The following is an 18,404-nucleotide window of genomic DNA, read 5'->3' on the forward strand; positions in this document are numbered from 1 at the left end:
ATAATGAAAGATAAACAAAGTGAATTCGAGGATCATCCTAGAGGTGAGCGAAGGGGCAAAAGAAACCGCCCGCATAAAGAGGGGGCTAAAACATTTCGTAGAGGACGAGCGCTCACTTTTTTAGAGAGCTTAAGGCTCAAGGAATCGATTTTGAAGAAACAATTAACATCACCAGAATTGCAGACCATTAACCCTATATTAGTGGGAGAGTTGAGAGCAATAGATATGATTATTGAAGAATACATCCATCATTTTCATTTGAACGAATTAGCGAGAGAGTCAGAACTGAATACGGATAAGGGGGATGAGCATGAAACAAATTAATCGATATATTGATAAGGTGTTTTATCAATACGATGAGCTCCTAGAGGAGGTACTTCAATCAATTAATGAAAATGGAATGAGAGCCATTTCTGTCTCTCCTTCTACCGGGAAGCTTTTAACATTGCTCGTATCAACATCAGGAGCAAAGAATGTTCTAGAAATTGGTGCGCTCGGTGGATACAGTGGCATTTGTTTAGCACGAGGATTTGGGAAGTCGGGAGAACTAACATCTTTAGAAATAAAAGAAAGCTATGCCGAACTAGCTTCAGGCAATTTAGCTAAAGCGGGGTTTAATGAGCAAGTATCTTATATCGTAGGTCCAGCTCTTACAAGTTTAGCAGTACTTGAAGAGGAACGGAGACAATTTGATTTCTTCTTTATTGATGCCGATAAAGAAAACTATGAAAATTATTTAATTGCTTGTATTAAGCTTGCAAAGGATGGTGCATTAATCGTCTGTGATAATGTACTTGCAAATGGAAGTGTAGCGGATGAAAGTAGTGAACCTAAACGTTATACAGAAAATATGAAGAGATTTAATCAAATAGTCGCTAGTCATCCTCAACTAGAGTCTACTTTAATTCCAATAGGAGATGGTTTAACCATTTCAAGGGTGAAAAGATAACCCATAGATAAAAGTGCTCACCAGCTTCTTACCTCGTAAGCCGGCGCGCACTTTTTGCTTATTAATCGTAAAAAATTAAATGAATATTACTACTGGTACGAGATTTAGCGAAAAATTCTGCTTCATTTCCTCCGTCAACAAATTTACCGATACTACGGAAAATCCCGCATTCTCCCCTTGCAATATTGCGATAGCCGACATAATCATTATAGCTTTCGGGATCGTACTCCCATAACTCTACTTTCACTTTTCCTTTTGGACCAACATAGTTATCACGGCAAATCATATAGTCGCCACCAGTAGAAGCATAAATTTCACTTTCTGCTCCGTTACTTGATAAACTCTGTTCACCTAAATAATCCCATCCACTACTAGCCGTAGCAGTAATAGGGATAAGACAAATAACTAATAATGCACATAGAGAAGCTTTTACTTTACTCATCGCCATTCCTCTTTTCTGTTCGAATTGTAAAATAATTTCCTGTTTATCCTATCAGTATTTTATGGTAAATATGCCGAATCGTATGTTATCATGCTTGCTTTATCGATTAGGATGAGCTCCCTAACCTTACGCCTCTTTTGATTGAGGGTATAAAGTTGGAATTATATTTTAGTAAAATAATCTTGTCTTTCTTATACATGCAATGACCATTAAACAATGTTATAGTCAAAGAAAAAAAGTGAGGCATATATATGTATAGATGTTCTTGGTCAAAAAGCAATCAATTAATGCAGACTTATCATGATAAGGAATGGGGTATTCCTAGTAAAGATGATCGCTATTTGTTTGAAATGCTTTCATTGGAAGGTGCTCAGGCAGGTCTATCTTGGCAGATTGTTCTATCTAAAAGAGCTAACTACCATGAGGCGTTCCATAATTTTGATATTGAATATTGTGCAAGTTTAACAGACGCCGACCTATTAGCCATTAAAGAGAACCACGGTGTGATTAAGCATTTAGCCAAACTACAATCAGTTAGAAATAATGCTCGCGTTTTATTGGAAGTTCAAAAAACATACGGCAGCTTTGCAGCGTACATTTGGAGCTATGTAGATCATATACCTTATCAGAATGAGTGGAAATCCGAAGATCAAGTCCCTGCTCAAACGGAATTATCTAGCCAGATAAGTAAAGATTTAAAAAAGAAGGGATTTAAATTTGTAGGTCCTGTAACCATATATAGTTTTATGCAGGCTGTGGGAATGGTTAATGATCATGTGACTAATTGTATATGCTACGAATCAGTAGGAAAATAAAGGGATGGCGACTGTCATTCCTTTTCTCATTTATAACAATAAAAGTAAAGCTATTTAAGTGGTAACCTTAACGAAAATTTAAACCAATCAGCTCATTCTATATTTATTATTGCTACTGAATTAATCAGGAATAGGAGTTCAAAATTAGGCATGTAATTAGAAAATCCATCTTCTTGATAGTAGCAAAGAATAATCGTAAACAAGTTTGCTTGAACCGAATAACAACAGATATATAAGAATATAAATTCCGTATTCATTCAAGCAACGAGGAAACTAAGATGTAATAAAACGTCTTTCATATGAAAAAAAGGTAGAGAAAGGACAAAACTACTTAAGAGTGAGTGTAAGATATTCTATTTTAATAGCTCTTCCAAGCACGTTCATATTTCTCGATTAAGGTTGGATGGATCAAGGTATTCACTTCCGGCTCAATAGGCATGCCTTTACTATCTATCATTTTCTCATCGATATCTTTTCCGAATACAGTGAGTCCTTCTAATATCTCATTCGTAAAAACTTTGTCTCAACAGAAATATCGACATCTTCAAGTGAGATGGGCTTCCGCTTAGCTAGGACAAATCCCCAATCGCCAAAACTTGGAGGATAACTTCTTCCCGATAATATTAGTGCAAGAATTGTCGGACTCTTACTTAGTATCTGTTGCTATTCTATATTTATGGGAGGTCAGATAATGAATCAAATGAAAGGGTTAAATGATGCTCTAGCTTACATCGAAAAAAATTTAACTGAACAAATGAATGAAAAAGAGATGGCTAGGGTAGCTGGGTGTTCACTTTATCATTTTAAAAGAACTTTTTCTTTCTTAGCGGGTATGCCCTTATCTGAGTATATAAGAAAAAGACGTTTAACATTAGCAGCAATAGATATACAAGATCATGTGAATCTGAAAGTAATAGATATCGCTGTAAAATATGGATATCGTTCCGCTGATGCCTTTTCTAGAGCATTTTATTCATTTCATGGAGTTACTCCAAGAATGGTAAGACATAATCATCATGTTTTAAAAGTTTTTCCTAAGATGACCTTCCAATTAATCATACAGGGAGGAGTAGAAATGGATTATCATATCGTAAAAAAAGAGGCTTTTTGGATTATCGGATTACAAAAAAGAGTACCAATTGTATTTAAGGGTGTAAATCCAGCAATTAAAGAAATGTGGCATCAACTAGATGAGAAAAAGATTCAACAGCTATTAACATTATCAAATGTTGAACCAAATGGCATCATCCAAGCCTCAACCAATTTTTCTGAAGGAAGAATGGAAGAAAAAGGAGAGCTCGATCATTATATTGGTGTTGCTTCTATCTCAAATAAAGTGGAAGGATATTCAGCACTTGAAGTGCCAGCTATGGAATGGGCAATTTTTGAAACAATCGGCCCATTTCCAAAGACATTGCAAGAAGCTTGGGGAAGAATATACGCAGAATGGTTTCCTTCAACTAACTACCAACAACTTGAAGGACCTGAAATTGTCTCTATCCAAACTAAAGACTTATCTGCTGATCAAGTGAAAACAGCTATTTGGATACCAGTGACACAGAACAGTTCTGTGTAATATATTCAAGAAAAACGATCACATAGTATCAGAAAGATGAAGCTGGCACATGTGAAAAATCTCTGGTTAATGTTTCAGTAAATGTTGGAGCCAATGAGGAAAGAAAATGAAATGACTAGAAAGGGTAATGGCGATAAGTAACGAATAAATAAATGATAAAACATCCAGACTGAAAATCAGCAGGATGAGATGGAAAATTTTGAAAAAGGAAACAGGAAAAACAAATACAACTGGGTGGAAAGTCAACCAGATCACACCCCAAAAATAAGTAGGGAATTGTCAAGCAAAGTGTGTATGTCCTAATTTACTTTTGGTAAATTAGGACATGAATCTTTGAGATGCTTAAAGATGACTTTTAAGAATAACAGAGACGAGAAGCTACTAAATTAAATATAGAAAATGACGTGAAAAGAGGTGAACAAAGAATGACCGAACGAATGGTGCCGCTCTCTCGTTTATCGGAAAGAATTAAAATTGAACCGTACTACTACAAAATGGGACTAAACGGTACTCATAACGAATGCTATGTGAGAAGTGAGGTTGCTACTCAACTTTTGAAAGTAGTTACTTTTCTACCGGAAGGAATCGGGGTTCACGTATGGGATGGATGGCGCTCTTTTGAAACACAGCTTGCCATTTATGAAGCAACAAAGAAGGAGTTAATGCTAAAGGGGTTTCAAGGTGTTTCTTTAGAAAGGGAACTAGCAAAATATGTGGCTAAGCCTACAAAAGATGTTGATCACCCTTCTCCGCATTTAAGTGGTGGAGCAGTTGACCTTACCTTATTTGATGGCAATGGGCTCTTACCAATGGGAAGTGAATTTGATGAATTTCATGAAAGGTCGCAGTTAGATTATTTTGAGGAAAAAAAACCATTGACCTCGCTCGAAAATATTTACCTAGCCAATAGAAAACTATTAAAAAGAACGATGTTGAATGCTGGTTTCATCTCGAATATAGATGAGTGGTGGCATTATGAATATGGAACAAAAAGCTGGGCAAATAAGGTTGGAGTAAAACAATATTTTAGAGGGATATTAGAAATTTAATATTTTCTTTTTACTTCCATTTGACATTATACCTATAGGGGTATATGATGGTTGTTGTAAGGAGGGAGGCATTAATGAAATATAATCGACAAATGATCAACCGTGTAAAACGAATGGAAGGACAATTACGCGGTATCGTAAAAATGATGGAAGATAATAAAGATTGTCGGGAAATTGTAACACAACTCTCAGCTGTTCGTTCTGCAGCAGATCGGACGATTGGTTTAATCGTCAGCAATAATTTAGTTGAATGCGTACTAAATGGGACTGAAGGATCAAGTAATGAAGAAATGGTAAAAGAGGCTGTATCGATGTTAGTAAAAAGTAGATAGAGTTCTCTTGACAATATATTTTTTTATCTTTTATTATACCTATAGGGGTATATGTATATCAAAAAGGAGGAAATAATAATGAATGCAAACAAAGTATTAGATGCCAAAGGGCTCGCGTGTCCAATGCCGATTGTGAAAACGAAAAAGGCAATGAATGACATGCAAAGTGGTGAGGTTTTAGAAATTCACGCAACAGATAAAGGAGCAAAAAGTGATCTAACAGCATGGGCTAAATCTGGTGGCCATGAATTAGTCGATCATACTGAAGAAAATAATGTTTTTAAATTCTGGATTAAAAAAGGGTAAGAAGGAGGCTATTATGGTAGAAAAGAAAAAAACAACTATTATCTTATTTAGTGGGGACTATGATAAAGCTATGGCGGCTTACATTATTGCTAATGGTGCAGCAGCTTACGATCATGAAGTAACAATTTTTCACACTTTTTGGGGACTAAATGCTTTAAGAAAAGAAGAGTTAGTACCAGTAAAAAAAGGTTTTATGGAAAAGATGTTTGCAAAAATGATGCCTAGAGGTGCCGATAACATGGGGCTATCTAATATGCACTTTGCAGGTATGGGCCCAAAATTAATTAAAAATGTGATGAAAAAACATAATGCAGTCCCTCTCCCTAATTTAATTGAAATGGCACAAGAACAAGATATCAAACTGGTTGCTTGTACAATGACAATGGATTTGTTGGGGTTACAACAGGAGGAACTATTAGACGGTATTGAGTATGCAGGTGTAGCTGCTTATTTAGCAGATGCTGAAGATGGGAATGTGAATTTATTTATCTAATCAATAGGGGGATATGAAATGGAAATGATCAATTATGTCCTTTTATTCTTTATTACTGCCTTTTTTCTTACACGTTTTATATCAGTGAAAGGAATAAAGCAGATTTCAACTGCCGATTTACGAATGGTGCTAAAAGATAAGGAAAAACAGTTTGTTGATGTTCGAACTCATTCAGAGTTTAAAGGTAGGTCTATTCCTTCTTTCCAAAACATTCCGTTGCAGCAATTGAAGGATCAAGCAGAGAATTTAAACAAAGACAAAGAAGTAGTAGTCATTTGTCAAAGTGGTTTGAGGAGTATGCAAGCAGCGAAACAATTGAAGAAACTAGGGTATACAAAAATCACAAATATAAAAGGCGGGATGAATGCCTGGTAAGAGAGGAGTTTTATTATGATTCAAGTATCACCAGAAAGTGTCAAAGACCTCTTGCAAAACAACTATGATGTGAGCATTGTGGATGTAAGAGAAGTGGAAGAAGTAGAACAAGGAAAAATTCCATCAGCCATTCATATACCATTACGATTATTAGAGTTCAGAATGCATGAATTAGATAAATCAAAAGATTATATAATGGTTTGTCGTTCAGGGGCAAGAAGTGGGCAAGCAACAGCTTTATTAGAACAACATGGTTATCGTGTGAAGAACATGTCAGGTGGAATGCTCGCATGGGATGGCAAGGTAGTATAATTTTTTTTACATTTAAATATACCCATATAGGTATATAAGGAGGGCCAAAGAGATGAATGAAGTGAAAGCAAATCAAACAGTCGACGCAAAAGGGTTAGCTTGTCCGATGCCAATTGTCCGGACAAAAAAGGCCATGAAGGAATTAGAGGCAGGGCAAGTAATGGAAATTCTAGCAACTGACAAAGGGTCTAAAGCTGACCTCAAAGCTTGGTCTGAAAGTACAGGACATCAATATCTAGGTACTGTAGAGGAAGGGGAAGTACTAAAGCATTATGTTCGTAAGGCTTCTGATTATGAGGAACAACCAGAACGGCACCATCCACATGTCATTAAGAATGATGAGCTGAAAGAGAAAATCGCTAACGGGGAGTCTATACAGATTCTAGATGTTCGAGAAGAAGCGGAGTATGCTTTTGGTCACATACCTGGTGCGTTATCTGTACCTTTTGGACGTTTGCAGCAAGAACTAAATAAACTTAATCAAGATGAGCCTATTTATGTTATTTGTCGTACCGGTAACCGAAGTGATATGGCAGCACAACTTTTAGAAAGTAAGGAATTTAAAGCAGTCAATGTTGTGCCAGGTATGAATAGTTGGAATGGGAAAGTGGAAGGAATTTAAAAATAATAAATGAAAATATGGTTGTAGCACAAAAAATTTTGAAATAATAAATACCATTGGGGGTATAATGATGTCTTTTAATAAAATGAAAGCAAGTGAATTAACAACGATGGTAGTAAATAAAGAGCCATTATTTATTCTAGATGTTCGTAATGAAGCTGATTTTCAAGATTGGAAGGTAGAAGGTCATGATTTTAACTATTTGAATATACCTTACTTTGACCTATTAGACGGTGTAGAAGGAATCATTGAGCAGCTGCCTAAAGATCAAGCTATCTTAGTTGTATGTGCGAAAGAAGGCTCTTCTATCATGGTGGCGGAGATGCTATCAGATGAAGGGTTGGAGGTCAGTTATTTAGAAGGTGGAATGAAAGCGTGGAGTGAGCATTTAGAGCCTGTTAAAGTAGGGGAATTGAGTACAGGAGGAGAAATGTATCAATTCGTCCGTATGGGTAAAGGCTGTCTATCTTATATGGTCATTTCAGATGGTGAAGCAGCAATTATCGATGCTACGAGAATGATAGATGTATATCTTGATTTTGCCAAAGAAAAAAAGGTGAAAATTACGCATGTTTTTGATACGCATTTACATGCAGACCATATTTCTGGCGGACGTGACATCGCAGCAAAGATGGACGCTGTTTATTGGTTACCACCTAAAGATGCAGGGGAAGTAACATTCAATTATGCCAAACTAGAAGATGGTAGTGAAGTAAAAATTGGGGAAACATCTATCAATATTCATGCCCTTTATTCACCGGGACATACCATTGGCTCGACTTCATTTGTCGTAGATGAACGGTATTTATTAACAGGCGATATATTGTTTATTGATTCTATCGGTAGACCCGATTTAGCTGGGCTTGCAGATGACTGGGTTGGAGATTTACGTGAGAGTTTATATAAGCGATATAAACAACTATCAAGTGAACTCATCGTTTTACCTGCCCATTTTATGATGATTGATGAATTGAATGATGATGGCAGTGTTGCCAAAAAATTAGGTGTTCTTTTTAAACAGAACCATGGGTTAAATATTGAGGACGAAAGTGAATTTAGAAAGATTGTCACTGAAAATCTCCCACCGCAACCCAATGCGTATCAAGAAATACGTCAAACAAATATGGGGAAAATCACTCCAGATAATGATAAACAAAGAGAGATGGAGATTGGACCCAATCGCTGTGCGGTGAGATAAAGAAATATTCATATAGAGGGACCGGAGATTGGTCCCTTTTTTAGGTCAGCTTTAAGGAGATGAGCATAATGGATTTAGCATTTATTGTGACGATATTTTTAATTGGTTTTATTGGCTCTTACTTATCAGGATTACTTGGTATCGGTGGTTCTATCATTAAATATCCGATGCTATTATATATTCCACCATTACTAGGTGTCGCGACTTTTACTGCGCATGAAGTGTCAGGTATTAGTGCTGTCCAGGTTTTCTTCGCTACGATTGGCGGGGTTTGGGCATATCGTAAAGGTGGATATTTGAATAAAACATTAATCATTTATATGGGGGCTAGTATTTTAATAGGTAGTTTTATAGGCGGTTATGGATCGAAGCTCATGTCAGAAGGTGGCATTAATCTCGTATACGGTATACTAGCTTTAATTGCTGCAGTCATGATGTTTATACCTAAAAAGGGATTAGATGATATCCCATTTGATCAAGTGACTTTTAATAAATGGTTAGCGGCAGCTCTTGCGCTTGTCGTCGGTGTGGCAGCAGGGATTGTTGGGGCTGCAGGTGCCTTTTTATTAGTCCCGATTATGTTAACCGTATTAAGAATCCCAACAAAAATGACGATTGCTTCTTCTCTTGCTATTACCTTAATATCATCCATTGGTGCAACTGTTGGAAAAGTCACTACTGGGCAAGTTGACTATTATCCGGCAATCATCATGGTTATTGCTAGTTTAATTGCTTCACCTTTAGGTGCAATGGCAGGTAAAAAAATGAATACGAAAGTGCTGCAAATGATTCTCGCATTATTAATACTAGCTACAGCTGTGAAAATATGGGTAGATATATTTTGAAAGGTAGTAATGAGCCGATGAATCACTGCTTTCAGAATGATACGAAATTGAGTAGGGAATCGCCGCATTTGAAGCAAAAGTAGAAGCTGAGCGCGGCGCAATTTGAGTAGATAACGAACTAATACTTCATCCATTATTAAACATGTCATTTCATACCATGGAAGCCTCCCATATATAATCATCCCTAAAGTTTCTAAAGGTAAAGGTTCATGAACCGTTTGAAAGGATACTTTTTCAGAGCTAGAACCTTCAACGGGAGCTAAAAGATTTTGGATTTATATAAAGGGAAGGTTGTTGCATTTGTAAATGTTGGGATGAAGTGAAAATAGTCGCTATCCTAAACCATCATCCCAAGTTCAATATAAATGAAGAGGCATTACCCACTCTGCCTCAGCTTATGATTGTCTTTGCTTTAAATGGTAGACTATTTAATAAGCACCGAAAATAGAAACAGCATGTGCTCCTTCTGTATTTGCTCGAAGGAGTACATGTTTCCATTCCAGCTCGTTTGATGGAATCCCGTGATAATAAATATCGTGCAAAATACTTGATAAGAAGGCATCTCCTGCTCCAGTTGTGTCAACAACATCTACGGTAGGTGCTTCAACGGTTATACTCTTCTCTTTATGAAGTAATGTTGCACCTAAACGACCCCTAGTAATCAGTATCCACTGATTAGACCATGAAGAAAGCTGTTGTAATGCTGTTCTATAATCTTTGGCTTTACAAAGAAATAGCAGCTCTTCCTCCGTCATTTTAATTAGATCTGCCTCTTTTAAAAAGGAATTGATTGTCTTTCTACAATCTGATTCATTCTTCCATCTCTTTAAACGGATATTTGCATCCATGACGATGAAATGCTGATATTTCTTTGCTAATTCAAGTGCTTTCAAGCTTGTCTTCTTTGCGATGTCATGAAAAAGCGTCCCGGAACCGAAATAGGAGATATGCGTTTTTTGATAGATGCTTTCATTCAACTCGTCTGCTTCTAACCATATATGAGGGGTGTCATTTTCGTAAGATTGAAATTCACGCTCTCCATCCTCTTGCACAATTGATACTATACATAACTTTTTATTAACTGAAGTAATGGTACCAGACAGATTGATACCTTCATCTTCTAATTGCTGTTTGGCATATTGACTATGCTCATCAGTACCTATTTTTGTCATATAAAAGGTAGGAACACTTTTCCTAGCTAGACGGATGGCTACATTAGCGGTTGCTCCTCCTACTTTCATGAATGATTGGCTATTAGGTGAAATAATGCGATCCATGATTACTTCACCGAAAGAAATCACACCTTTACTTTTCACAAACAGGTCTCCCATCGTTTTTGATAAGGCTGATTATACTATAACTTTGTATTTATCTCTGCCTTCCAAGCTGCTAAATGTCCTCCACTTTTTCCACAAACCATTCGTTTTTATTTTCAAAAAGTTATCTTTATAAGAACTTAGAAAAATCACTTTATTTATATTAATTAAAAACTGACTGGTACAACAAATTTTATCAGGGTAAAATCACAATTTTTCATTGACAGCTTAGGTGGAAAGTCGTATATTGATTAAATAAAATTAATAAATATTCATATCTATGCAATTGGATAGAAAGGGTTCTTTCTAATGAAAATAACAGTAGGTACACCGGAGTATATAAGAGAGCCAAACGCACTTATGAAAATTGGCAGTAATGTAAAGAAATTTGGAGAAAAAGTCGTCCTTATTGGTGGGATAAAGAGTCGTGAAATAGTGGAAAGTCATATAAGAGACAGTTTCAATAATGAGGGAATGACACTGGATGCTTCCATTTGGTACGGTGGAGAATCTTCTAGAGAAAATGTTGAGAGATTAATAGAAGAACTCAGTACAATCGATTATGATGTCATCCTTGTATGTGGTGGAGGGAAAGCGATTGATACTGTTAAGGCAGTAGCCGCACACGTAAATAAACCTCTTGTTGCAATCCCGACGATTGCAGCGACATGCGCAGCAACGACTCCTATTTGGATTACATATAGTGAACAAGGTGAATTTCTTGCCATCAGTCGAGATGCGAAGGTGCCAGAAATGGTTGTTGTTGACTCAACAGTTATTTTGCACTCGCCTGTTCGATATCTGATTGCTGGAATTGGTGATACGTTAGCTAAGTGGTTCGAGACGAAGACTTCAGTTAAAAAAGCAACACCAAATGCAAGGAATCAAACAGCGATTGCTATTGCTAATCAGTTATACAAAACGATGTTAGCAATCGGTGAGCAATCAGTTGCATCTATGAAAAATAAGGAATTGTCAACTGAGCTTGAAGATATGATTGATGCGATTCTGTTAATTAGTGGAAGTGTAAGTGGGTACGGCGGTGATGATTGTCGAACTGCAGGTGCGCATGCCATTTACTCTGGGTTGACGATATTCCCAGAAATACATGAAACGTATCATGGTGAAATTGTTGCTTTTGGTATTTTATCGATGCTAGCAATGGAAAATGAAGAAGAAAGCGAAATCAAAGAGTTAATTGCTTACTATCAAAAAGTGAATCTACCATATACACTACAGCAAATGAATGTGCCTGAATTGTCTGAATCACAGTGGCAGGAACTTGGAGACGTTTCAGTGACTATTGAAGATATGGAGAATATGCCATTTGCGGTGACACCAGATATGGTTATCACAGCTGTCAAGCAAGCAGATGAATACGGAAAAGACATGTTAAAAAAATAAATAGAATGGTTAATGGAGGAAAATAAGTCATGAAAAAATGGTTTTTAGCAATCACAATGATGGTCCTTGCTGTAACATTAGCTGCTTGCGGCGGATCTGGTGAATCTGAAGAGGGTTCTGGCGAAAACAAAGAACCATTAAAAGTTACTTTACCAACATGGACAGGTTATGGACCGCTATTTTTAGCAAAAGAAAAAGGCTATTTTGAAGAGAATGGAATAGATGTTGAACTTTCAATTGTTGAAGGTCTTGGAGAAAGAAAACAAGCCCTAGCAAGCGGACAAATCGATGGAATGGCAACTGCACTTGATGTGCAAGTATCATTAGCTGCATCAGATATTCCTTTAAATGTGGTATGGTTATTGGATGATTCTTACGGTGGAGACGGTATTTTAGTCAAAGATGATATTAAAGAAATCAGTGACTTAAAAGGCAAGCAAGTTGCTTTTGAAGTCGGGTCTACAAGTCATATGTTAGCTTTAACAGCACTAAAAGATGGAGGCTTAACTGAAAAAGATGTTGAAGTTGTACCAATGTCTGCTGGGGATGCAGGAGCAGCATTTGCAGCTGGTAAAGTAGACGCAGCAGTTACATGGGAGCCTTGGTTATCTAACGGTTCTGAAGCGAACGGTAAAGTATTACTAACAACGAAAGATCTTCCTGGTATTATTGTTGATACAGTTAGTTTCACGGAAAAAGTCATTGAAGAGCGTCCTGAAGATGTACAAGCATTTGTAACAGCCATGGGTCAAGCAATGGACTACTGGAAAGAAAACGAAGATGAAGCGAATGAAATCATGGCAAAAGGCTTAAAAATTGATGTAGAAGAATTTGTTGCAACGGCAGAAGGATTAAAGTTCTTGGATAATGAGGCGAATAAGGAATTATTTGGTACAGAAGACGCTAAAGGCGGCATTTACCAATCGACTGAAAACGCGGCAAAGTTCTATAAAGAACAAGAGATTATTACAGCTGAACCAGCAGCAGAAGATATTATTAACCCCACTTTTATCAAGTAATGATATGAATCATTTGGAGCCTAACCGCAAGCAGTCAGCGGTTAGGCTCAGGTTATTTTTATCTCTGGTAATTGGTTGAAGAAGGAAAAATTAGAAAATGGGTGAGAAAAAATGTTAGGAAAATTATTAACCCCGAATAAAGAAATTCCAAAGTCCCTTTATTCATCAGTGGGCATTATCACTTTTCTTATTGTATTAGGAATATGGGCAGGGATTACTTATACTGGGCTCGTTAACCCGTTGTTTTTACCAACACCTACGGCGGTATTAACTACAGGCATAGATTTATTTACCAATGGAAATCTTCTTTCAGATATAGGCATTAGTTTTTCAAGAGTATTAGTCGGTTTCTTAGTGGCAGCCTTAATTGGTGTACCACTTGGGATATTAATGGGTTCTCTAAAAATTATGCAAGGCGCATTTGAGCCACTCATTGGTTTTATTCGTTATATGCCAGCTTCAGCGTTTATTCCATTATTAATTTTATGGATTGGTCTTGGAGAAACGCAAAAAATGAGTGTTATCTTTCTCGGAACTTTCTTTCAATTAACGCTAATGATCATGGATGTAACAAAGAATGTGCATAATGATTTAATTGATGTTTCTTATACATTAGGTGCTTCTAAGTTACAAGTATTTACGAGAGTAATACTCCCGGCAACCATGCCTGGGATTGTTGATACATTAAGAATTACATTTGGATGGGCGTGGACTTATTTAGTTGTGGCAGAGATTGTTGGTGCTTCCAGTGGAATCGGCTATATGATTATGCAGGCATCAAGATTCCTACAACCTGATAAAATTATTGTTGGTATTTTGATTATTGGTTTATTAGGATTATTGACTGACCTCATCTTTAAATGGATTTACCGTAAATCTTTTTCATGGATGAGAAAGGAAGGATTGTAATATGACTACACCGAAGCTTGAAATTAAAGATGTGGATAAAATATTTAGAACAAAAAGCGGCGACACAACCGCACTACAAAAAACATCCTTTACCATTGATGATGGTGAATTTGTCACGATTCTTGGTCCCTCCGGTTGTGGTAAATCAACGGTATTAAGAATTGTTGCTGGTTTAGAAGAAGCGACAACTGGTGAGGTATTATTAGATGGCCAACCTATCGATGGGCCTGGCCCAGATAGGGGCATGGTATTCCAATCGTATACTCTATATCCTTGGTTGACGGTGAAAGAAAATATTTCTTTTGGCTTAAAATTAAAGGGAGCAAAACAAAAGGAAAGAGATGATCTCGCTCGCCATTATCTTCAATTAATTGGATTAGAGGGATTTGAGAATCATTATCCTGTTCAACTTTCTGGAGGGATGAAACAGCGTGTGGCCATCGCTCGTGCGTTAGCAAATGACCCGAAGGTATTATTGATGGATGAACCGTTTGGTGCACTTGATGCGCAAACAAGAAATATTATGCAAGAGGTTTTATTAAAGGCATGGGAAAAGTCGAAGAAAACGATTCTCTTTATTACGCATGATGTCGATGAATCAATTTTTCTAGCTGATTCGGTTTATGTAATGACAGCTAGACCAGGAAGGCTGAAGAAAAAGGTGCCGATTGATATTGCTAGACCAAGAGACTTTAGTGTGAAAGCGACAAATCAATTCGCACAATACAAAGAAGAACTGTTATCATTAATACGAGAAGAAAGCTTAAAATCTATTTAATTTTATAAATGAAAACAGAAAGGTGCTTGGTACAATTGAAGAGAGAAGCCTATTTCCCTGAGGTCGTTAAGCAGGCCCTCAGCAATATACCTCCAGGGTCATGGATGTCGGCAGTACCGGAAGGATGTATTCGCCTGAACTCAGGTTATCCGGCTGCTAACCTTGTTCCGTCAACTGAATTAAAGGAAGCTACAGACCGATTATTGACAGAAGAACAAGATTTGCCGCTTCACTATATTGGTAGTCCAAGAATTGATCAATTAAAAACACAATTGATTGAGCGTATGAACGAACGAAAGATGGAAGTGCAAGAGGATGAAGTACTTGTGACTTCAGGTGCTTGTCAGGCCATCGATCTTATTGCTCGTATTTTATTAGATGAAAATGCCTTCATTATCGTCGAGTCACCGACTTATATGGAGGCATTGGAAATCTTCCAAAATTACACGAAAAACATCATCACAATCCCTATTGATGCAGATGGTTTGGACACGAAACAATTGGAAGGTATATTAATCGAACGGACGAAGAAGGAAGAACCTCTTCCAAAGCTTCTCTATACAATTCCAACCTTCCAGAATCCAACAGGCACGACGTTATCTTTCGCTAGGCGGGAGAAATTAATCAAACTAGCAAAAGAGTATGATTTTCTCATTCTTGAAGATGATGCTTACGGGGAGCTTGCGTTTGGAGAGAGTCCAACAACATTAAAATCATTAGATGAAGAGGATCGTGTGTTTTATGTCGGCTCGCTATCGAAAATAGTCGCTCCAGGCATGCGTATTGGCTGGATCGCTGCACATAGTGAGTGGATAGAAGCGCTTTTCTGGTTCAAGAAGGATTTAGAGCATCCCTTTGCCCAGTCGGTAATGTCTGCTTATCTAGAAAAAGTGAATTTAGCCCATCGTTCTGTTTTACTAACAGAAAAATATGAAGAAAAAGCAGTCATTTTATACGAAGCATTGATTCATTTTATGCCTGAGGGTGTGAAATGGTACCGCCCAGAAGGTGGCTACTTTATGTGGATTGAAGTGCCTGGGGTCGATACAACGGCTATGCTTGCGAAAGCGAAAAAAGCAGGCGTAGCATACGTACCTGGCCAATACTTCTTCTTACACCAAGATGAAGGCAAAAGCTTCTTACGTTTATCATTTAGCTATGCGAGTAAAGAGGAAATTAAAAAGGGAATCGAAATTTTAAGTCATGTAGTGGCAGAAGAGATCAATAAATAAGCTAGGAGCGTGCACAATCCTGAGGTGCACGCTCTTTTTAGGTTTGAAGGTGGGAAGGTGATTTATAAAGTGAGCCACTCTTTCAACTGTAAAGGAGAATCAGAGCGAATCGCTACTTTTTTATAGGCTTTCTTAAATCCCATAAAATAAGTTACATGAACAGGTTCCTTTAGTTCTAGAATGATATCTGGGTACACTTTTTCTAAATCTCTAGTCATAAATTCAACGGTATCCTTTGATAATTTCCCTTGAAGTACTGATTTTTCCTCCATCAGTGTTTTAATATTTTCAATTGGAATAACCACTCGTTTCACTAATCCGAGTGATAGGTATAGAGTACCGTTTTGATAATAAATAGGGTTTAATTTCATTGCTTGTATGTCACCAATGAAAAAAATAACAGCATACACATTGCTGATAAATAGGATCATTGATAAAACGATAGAATATTGATGGATTAACCAATGAATCGCGATAGTTTCAATGAGGATGGCATGGATAAGCATTATCTGAAAAGCAATATAACTGGAGTTTTTATAAAGTGTTATTCCCTCTCGCGGTGTTTTTTTCCAACTAGCAAAAGCATAATAGAACATCAAACATTCCGAACAAACAATACGAATAATCTGATACTTCTTTGTGTAGTGATCAACAGCATTTGAATATGAGAACACAGTAGGTAATGAGCTTTGTTTTACTTCCTTAATAATTTTTGGCATATACTTTATAAAGGTTACAATAAGTAAAAGTTCTAAAGAAATAAATATACCCTCGATTAAAATAACGCCCCATACAAAAGAGGAATATGGCGCCAGCAATTCCGCTGGTATAATCAATCTTGCCAAAAGGCAGCCACTCGCACAAAGTAACAATGCAGATTTTAAAGAAAACTTCCCTTTATATAACATGGAAAATAATGGCAACATGATCATGAAGTCAATCAATGAACCTAAAACAACGTCTTGCGCATTTGCCGGTAGAATCAATGCACCAACTGAGGTCTGATATAGAAGGGTATTGAAAAAGAGAACCGCCATTAATAAGAAAAGCCATAGATACTTCCCTTTGCTTATGGTTTTCATGTCTTATCACTCCCATTTAGTTAAATTATACCATATGAACAGAGAGGGCTTCCAAATAAAAAATGAAGTAAACTGATAGTAATAGCCCTCATGAGCAGGATAATTGAAGTACTGATTTGAAGGGAAAGTACAAAAGAAAACAGAGCCGTAAAATAAAGGACTAATCCTTTTGTCATTTAAAGTGTTTAATCAGAAGTCTTTGAGTTTCGCGTTTTCGGACGGGGAAGAACTTCTATAAAAGAAGTTCATATTGATTCTACTTTTTAAACATTTATTTACAATATATGAGCAACAAGTAACCATCGAATAAATTCCCCCTGTAGGATAATAATTAATTATTTTAGCAATCCCCATCAAAAAAACCTCAATCAACTATCGTAAAATAAAGGTGAGGTGAGTGAGAGTGCAGTATAGTGAAACGACGCAAAAAACAATTTGCTTTATAGAAACGCATCTACTAGATAAGATTCAACTTGATGATTTAACAAGGAATGTAGGATATTCCAAGTTTCATCTAATAAGGGTATTCAAACAAGAAACAGGTCGGACAATTGGTGAATATATTCGTTTTCGTAGGCTTGCTTTAGCAGTGTCGTTATTAATAGAAAGTGATGAATCTATTCTTTCGATTGCTTTTTTGCTTCATTTTCAATCTCAAGAGGCTTTTACGAGAGCTTTTAAAGAGATTTATTCTCTACCACCGGGCAAGTACCGTAAGTTATTTAGTCTTATCCATTTAAAGGAGGAGAACAATAAGATGACGAAAGAAACAATTATTCATGGCTGGATATTAAGTGGAAGCGCCCCAGAACATTATCAAATGACATTGGATCAACAAACTTTCCATACTGGGCATCAATCTGCTCTACTTAAAAATATTAGTGATGTGAATAGCCAGCAATTCGCTACTATTATGCAACAGTTCCAAGCTGAGAAATATAGAGGGAAAAGACTGAAACTAACATGTTATATAAAGACGGAAGATGTAGAGAAATGTGGGGCTTGGATGAGAGTAGATGACAATAATGGTGATGTACTACAGTTCGATAATATGGATAATCGCCCCATTACGGGTACAAATGAGTGGAATCATTATACCATTGTATTAGATGTGCCTGAAGAGAGTATGTCCATTCATTTCGGGGTATTACTCATTGGAAAAGGGAAGGTCTGGATGGATGGGTTTCAATTAGTAGAAGTCAGTGAACATGTGCCAACAACGAACCTTTCTTTTCAAGAGAGTCTACCAAAAGAACCGCAAAATCTTGATTTTAGTGAATAGATGCTAAAGGAAAGGCTACATGCTTTTCCTATTTTTTCTGTGAACTTCATCTCCTGTTTATGCCATAA

At 36.9% G+C, this 18,404-nt stretch carries 22 protein-coding genes; 19 read left to right on the forward strand and 3 right to left on the reverse strand.

Features of this window, described 5'->3' with window-relative positions:
- Window positions 1–3: 3 nt before the first annotated feature.
- Window positions 4–324, forward strand: a complete 321-nt coding sequence (locus tag MHI57_RS20550) for a hypothetical protein (protein ID WP_095370371.1) — start codon at window positions 4–6, stop codon at window positions 322–324.
- Window positions 311–949, forward strand: a complete 639-nt coding sequence (locus tag MHI57_RS20555) for an O-methyltransferase (RefSeq protein ID WP_322909945.1) — start codon at window positions 311–313, stop codon at window positions 947–949. Before MHI57_RS20550 ends, MHI57_RS20555 begins: the two co-directional genes overlap by 14 nt.
- Before the next feature lie 61 nt (window positions 950–1,010).
- Here MHI57_RS20555 and MHI57_RS20560 read toward each other — a convergent pair whose 3' ends face one another.
- Window positions 1,011–1,391 carry a hypothetical protein gene (locus tag MHI57_RS20560; protein ID WP_095370369.1) on the reverse strand — a complete coding sequence of 127 codons (381 nt, stop codon included), beginning with the start codon at window positions 1,389–1,391 and terminating at the stop codon, window positions 1,011–1,013.
- 251 nt (window positions 1,392–1,642) lie between these two features.
- Here MHI57_RS20560 and MHI57_RS20565 point away from each other — a divergent pair, with 251 nt between their 5' ends.
- The 11 genes from MHI57_RS20565 (at window position 1,643) to MHI57_RS20615 (ending at window position 9,314) form a co-directional block, all read left to right on the forward strand.
- A complete protein-coding gene (locus MHI57_RS20565) occupies window positions 1,643–2,206 on the forward strand; it encodes a DNA-3-methyladenine glycosylase I (protein WP_340978107.1) in 564 nt (187 codons plus the stop codon).
- 691 nt (window positions 2,207–2,897) lie between these two features.
- On the forward strand, window positions 2,898–3,782 hold the full coding sequence (locus MHI57_RS20570) for an AraC family transcriptional regulator (protein WP_340978108.1): 885 nt from the start codon (window positions 2,898–2,900) through the stop codon (window positions 3,780–3,782).
- Between the two features lie 425 nt (window positions 3,783–4,207).
- Window positions 4,208–4,831, forward strand: a complete 624-nt coding sequence (locus MHI57_RS20575) for a M15 family metallopeptidase (protein ID WP_322909947.1) — start codon at window positions 4,208–4,210, stop codon at window positions 4,829–4,831.
- 74 nt (window positions 4,832–4,905) lie between these two features.
- Window positions 4,906–5,163, forward strand: coding sequence for a metal-sensitive transcriptional regulator (locus MHI57_RS20580; RefSeq protein ID WP_095370364.1), 258 nt, complete (start codon window positions 4,906–4,908; stop codon window positions 5,161–5,163).
- A gap of 78 nt (window positions 5,164–5,241) precedes the next feature.
- A complete protein-coding gene (locus tag MHI57_RS20585) occupies window positions 5,242–5,469 on the forward strand; it encodes a sulfurtransferase TusA family protein (protein ID WP_095370363.1) in 228 nt (75 codons plus the stop codon).
- Window positions 5,470–5,482: 13 nt separating this feature from the next.
- The gene (locus MHI57_RS20590) at window positions 5,483–5,962 is read left to right on the forward strand and encodes a DsrE/DsrF/DrsH-like family protein (protein WP_095370362.1); all 480 of its coding nucleotides are present in this window, start codon (window positions 5,483–5,485) and stop codon (window positions 5,960–5,962) included.
- Between the two features lie 18 nt (window positions 5,963–5,980).
- Complete coding sequence (locus MHI57_RS20595; protein ID WP_095370361.1) at window positions 5,981–6,337, forward strand: rhodanese-like domain-containing protein; 357 nt, start codon at window positions 5,981–5,983, stop codon at window positions 6,335–6,337.
- Window positions 6,338–6,352: 15 nt separating this feature from the next.
- Window positions 6,353–6,649 carry a rhodanese-like domain-containing protein gene (locus MHI57_RS20600; protein ID WP_328199645.1) on the forward strand — a complete coding sequence of 99 codons (297 nt, stop codon included), beginning with the start codon at window positions 6,353–6,355 and terminating at the stop codon, window positions 6,647–6,649.
- A 52-nt stretch (window positions 6,650–6,701) separates the two neighbouring features.
- Complete coding sequence (locus MHI57_RS20605; RefSeq protein ID WP_095370359.1) at window positions 6,702–7,271, forward strand: sulfurtransferase TusA family protein; 570 nt, start codon at window positions 6,702–6,704, stop codon at window positions 7,269–7,271.
- A gap of 70 nt (window positions 7,272–7,341) precedes the next feature.
- The gene (locus MHI57_RS20610) at window positions 7,342–8,469 is read left to right on the forward strand and encodes an MBL fold metallo-hydrolase (RefSeq protein ID WP_095370358.1); all 1,128 of its coding nucleotides are present in this window, start codon (window positions 7,342–7,344) and stop codon (window positions 8,467–8,469) included.
- 68 nt (window positions 8,470–8,537) lie between these two features.
- Window positions 8,538–9,314 carry a sulfite exporter TauE/SafE family protein gene (locus MHI57_RS20615; protein ID WP_095370357.1) on the forward strand — a complete coding sequence of 259 codons (777 nt, stop codon included), beginning with the start codon at window positions 8,538–8,540 and terminating at the stop codon, window positions 9,312–9,314.
- Window positions 9,315–9,742: 428 nt separating this feature from the next.
- Here the strand turns inward: MHI57_RS20615 and MHI57_RS20620 are convergent, their stop codons facing one another.
- Window positions 9,743–10,630, reverse strand: a complete 888-nt coding sequence (locus MHI57_RS20620; protein ID WP_340978109.1) for a carbohydrate kinase family protein — start codon at window positions 10,628–10,630, stop codon at window positions 9,743–9,745.
- 309 nt (window positions 10,631–10,939) lie between these two features.
- Between MHI57_RS20620 and MHI57_RS20625 the strand changes: the two genes are divergently transcribed.
- The 5 genes from MHI57_RS20625 to MHI57_RS20645 all read left to right on the forward strand — a co-directional run bounded on the left by MHI57_RS20625 (window position 10,940) and on the right by MHI57_RS20645 (window position 15,972).
- On the forward strand, window positions 10,940–12,034 hold the full coding sequence (locus tag MHI57_RS20625; protein ID WP_328199646.1) for an iron-containing alcohol dehydrogenase family protein: 1,095 nt from the start codon (window positions 10,940–10,942) through the stop codon (window positions 12,032–12,034).
- Window positions 12,035–12,063: 29 nt separating this feature from the next.
- Window positions 12,064–13,053 carry an ABC transporter substrate-binding protein gene (locus tag MHI57_RS20630; RefSeq protein ID WP_095370354.1) on the forward strand — a complete coding sequence of 330 codons (990 nt, stop codon included), beginning with the start codon at window positions 12,064–12,066 and terminating at the stop codon, window positions 13,051–13,053.
- A gap of 111 nt (window positions 13,054–13,164) precedes the next feature.
- The gene (locus tag MHI57_RS20635) at window positions 13,165–13,962 is read left to right on the forward strand and encodes an ABC transporter permease (protein WP_328199647.1); all 798 of its coding nucleotides are present in this window, start codon (window positions 13,165–13,167) and stop codon (window positions 13,960–13,962) included.
- Window position 13,963: 1 nt separating this feature from the next.
- A complete protein-coding gene (locus tag MHI57_RS20640) occupies window positions 13,964–14,740 on the forward strand; it encodes an ABC transporter ATP-binding protein (protein ID WP_095370352.1) in 777 nt (258 codons plus the stop codon).
- A 35-nt stretch (window positions 14,741–14,775) separates the two neighbouring features.
- Window positions 14,776–15,972 (forward strand): aminotransferase-like domain-containing protein, encoded by a 1,197-nt coding sequence (locus MHI57_RS20645; protein WP_095370351.1) that lies wholly within the window; start codon window positions 14,776–14,778, stop codon window positions 15,970–15,972.
- A gap of 62 nt (window positions 15,973–16,034) precedes the next feature.
- Here MHI57_RS20645 and MHI57_RS20650 read toward each other — a convergent pair whose 3' ends face one another.
- Window positions 16,035–17,054, reverse strand: a complete 1,020-nt coding sequence (locus MHI57_RS20650; protein WP_340978110.1) for a beta-carotene 15,15'-monooxygenase — start codon at window positions 17,052–17,054, stop codon at window positions 16,035–16,037.
- A gap of 403 nt (window positions 17,055–17,457) precedes the next feature.
- Here MHI57_RS20650 and MHI57_RS20655 point away from each other — a divergent pair, with 403 nt between their 5' ends.
- Window positions 17,458–18,336, forward strand: coding sequence for a helix-turn-helix domain-containing protein (locus MHI57_RS20655; RefSeq protein WP_307317190.1), 879 nt, complete (start codon window positions 17,458–17,460; stop codon window positions 18,334–18,336).
- Window positions 18,337–18,404: the final 68 nt, after the last annotated feature.

Origin of the sequence: Cytobacillus sp. FSL K6-0129 (assembly GCF_038007625.1) — a bacterium.
Lineage (GTDB): Bacteria > Bacillota > Bacilli > Bacillales > Cytobacillaceae > Cytobacillus > Cytobacillus kochii.

Bases quoted from the DNA above. Each gene is read 5' to 3' on its own strand.
- MHI57_RS20650 (WP_340978110.1), bottom strand. From the start codon at position 17,054: ATGAAAACCATAAGCAAAGGGAAGTATCTATGGCTTTTCTTATTAATG.
- MHI57_RS20590 (WP_095370362.1), top strand. From the start codon at position 5,483: ATGGTAGAAAAGAAAAAAACAACTATTATCTTATTTAGTGGGGACTAT.
- MHI57_RS20605 (WP_095370359.1), top strand. From the start codon at position 6,702: ATGAATGAAGTGAAAGCAAATCAAACAGTCGACGCAAAAGGGTTAGCT.
- MHI57_RS20550 (WP_095370371.1), top strand. From the start codon at position 4: ATGAAAGATAAACAAAGTGAATTCGAGGATCATCCTAGAGGTGAGCGA.
- MHI57_RS20625 (WP_328199646.1), top strand. From the start codon at position 10,940: ATGAAAATAACAGTAGGTACACCGGAGTATATAAGAGAGCCAAACGCA.
- MHI57_RS20600 (WP_328199645.1), top strand. From the start codon at position 6,353: ATGATTCAAGTATCACCAGAAAGTGTCAAAGACCTCTTGCAAAACAAC.
- MHI57_RS20635 (WP_328199647.1), top strand. From the start codon at position 13,165: ATGTTAGGAAAATTATTAACCCCGAATAAAGAAATTCCAAAGTCCCTT.
- MHI57_RS20630 (WP_095370354.1), top strand. From the start codon at position 12,064: ATGAAAAAATGGTTTTTAGCAATCACAATGATGGTCCTTGCTGTAACA.
- MHI57_RS20575 (WP_322909947.1), top strand. From the start codon at position 4,208: ATGACCGAACGAATGGTGCCGCTCTCTCGTTTATCGGAAAGAATTAAA.
- MHI57_RS20615 (WP_095370357.1), top strand. From the start codon at position 8,538: ATGGATTTAGCATTTATTGTGACGATATTTTTAATTGGTTTTATTGGC.
- MHI57_RS20610 (WP_095370358.1), top strand. From the start codon at position 7,342: ATGTCTTTTAATAAAATGAAAGCAAGTGAATTAACAACGATGGTAGTA.
- MHI57_RS20555 (WP_322909945.1), top strand. From the start codon at position 311: ATGAAACAAATTAATCGATATATTGATAAGGTGTTTTATCAATACGAT.
- MHI57_RS20595 (WP_095370361.1), top strand. From the start codon at position 5,981: ATGGAAATGATCAATTATGTCCTTTTATTCTTTATTACTGCCTTTTTT.
- MHI57_RS20585 (WP_095370363.1), top strand. From the start codon at position 5,242: ATGAATGCAAACAAAGTATTAGATGCCAAAGGGCTCGCGTGTCCAATG.
- MHI57_RS20570 (WP_340978108.1), top strand. From the start codon at position 2,898: ATGAATCAAATGAAAGGGTTAAATGATGCTCTAGCTTACATCGAAAAA.
- MHI57_RS20565 (WP_340978107.1), top strand. From the start codon at position 1,643: ATGTATAGATGTTCTTGGTCAAAAAGCAATCAATTAATGCAGACTTAT.
- MHI57_RS20640 (WP_095370352.1), top strand. From the start codon at position 13,964: ATGACTACACCGAAGCTTGAAATTAAAGATGTGGATAAAATATTTAGA.
- MHI57_RS20580 (WP_095370364.1), top strand. From the start codon at position 4,906: ATGAAATATAATCGACAAATGATCAACCGTGTAAAACGAATGGAAGGA.
- MHI57_RS20560 (WP_095370369.1), bottom strand. From the start codon at position 1,391: ATGAGTAAAGTAAAAGCTTCTCTATGTGCATTATTAGTTATTTGTCTT.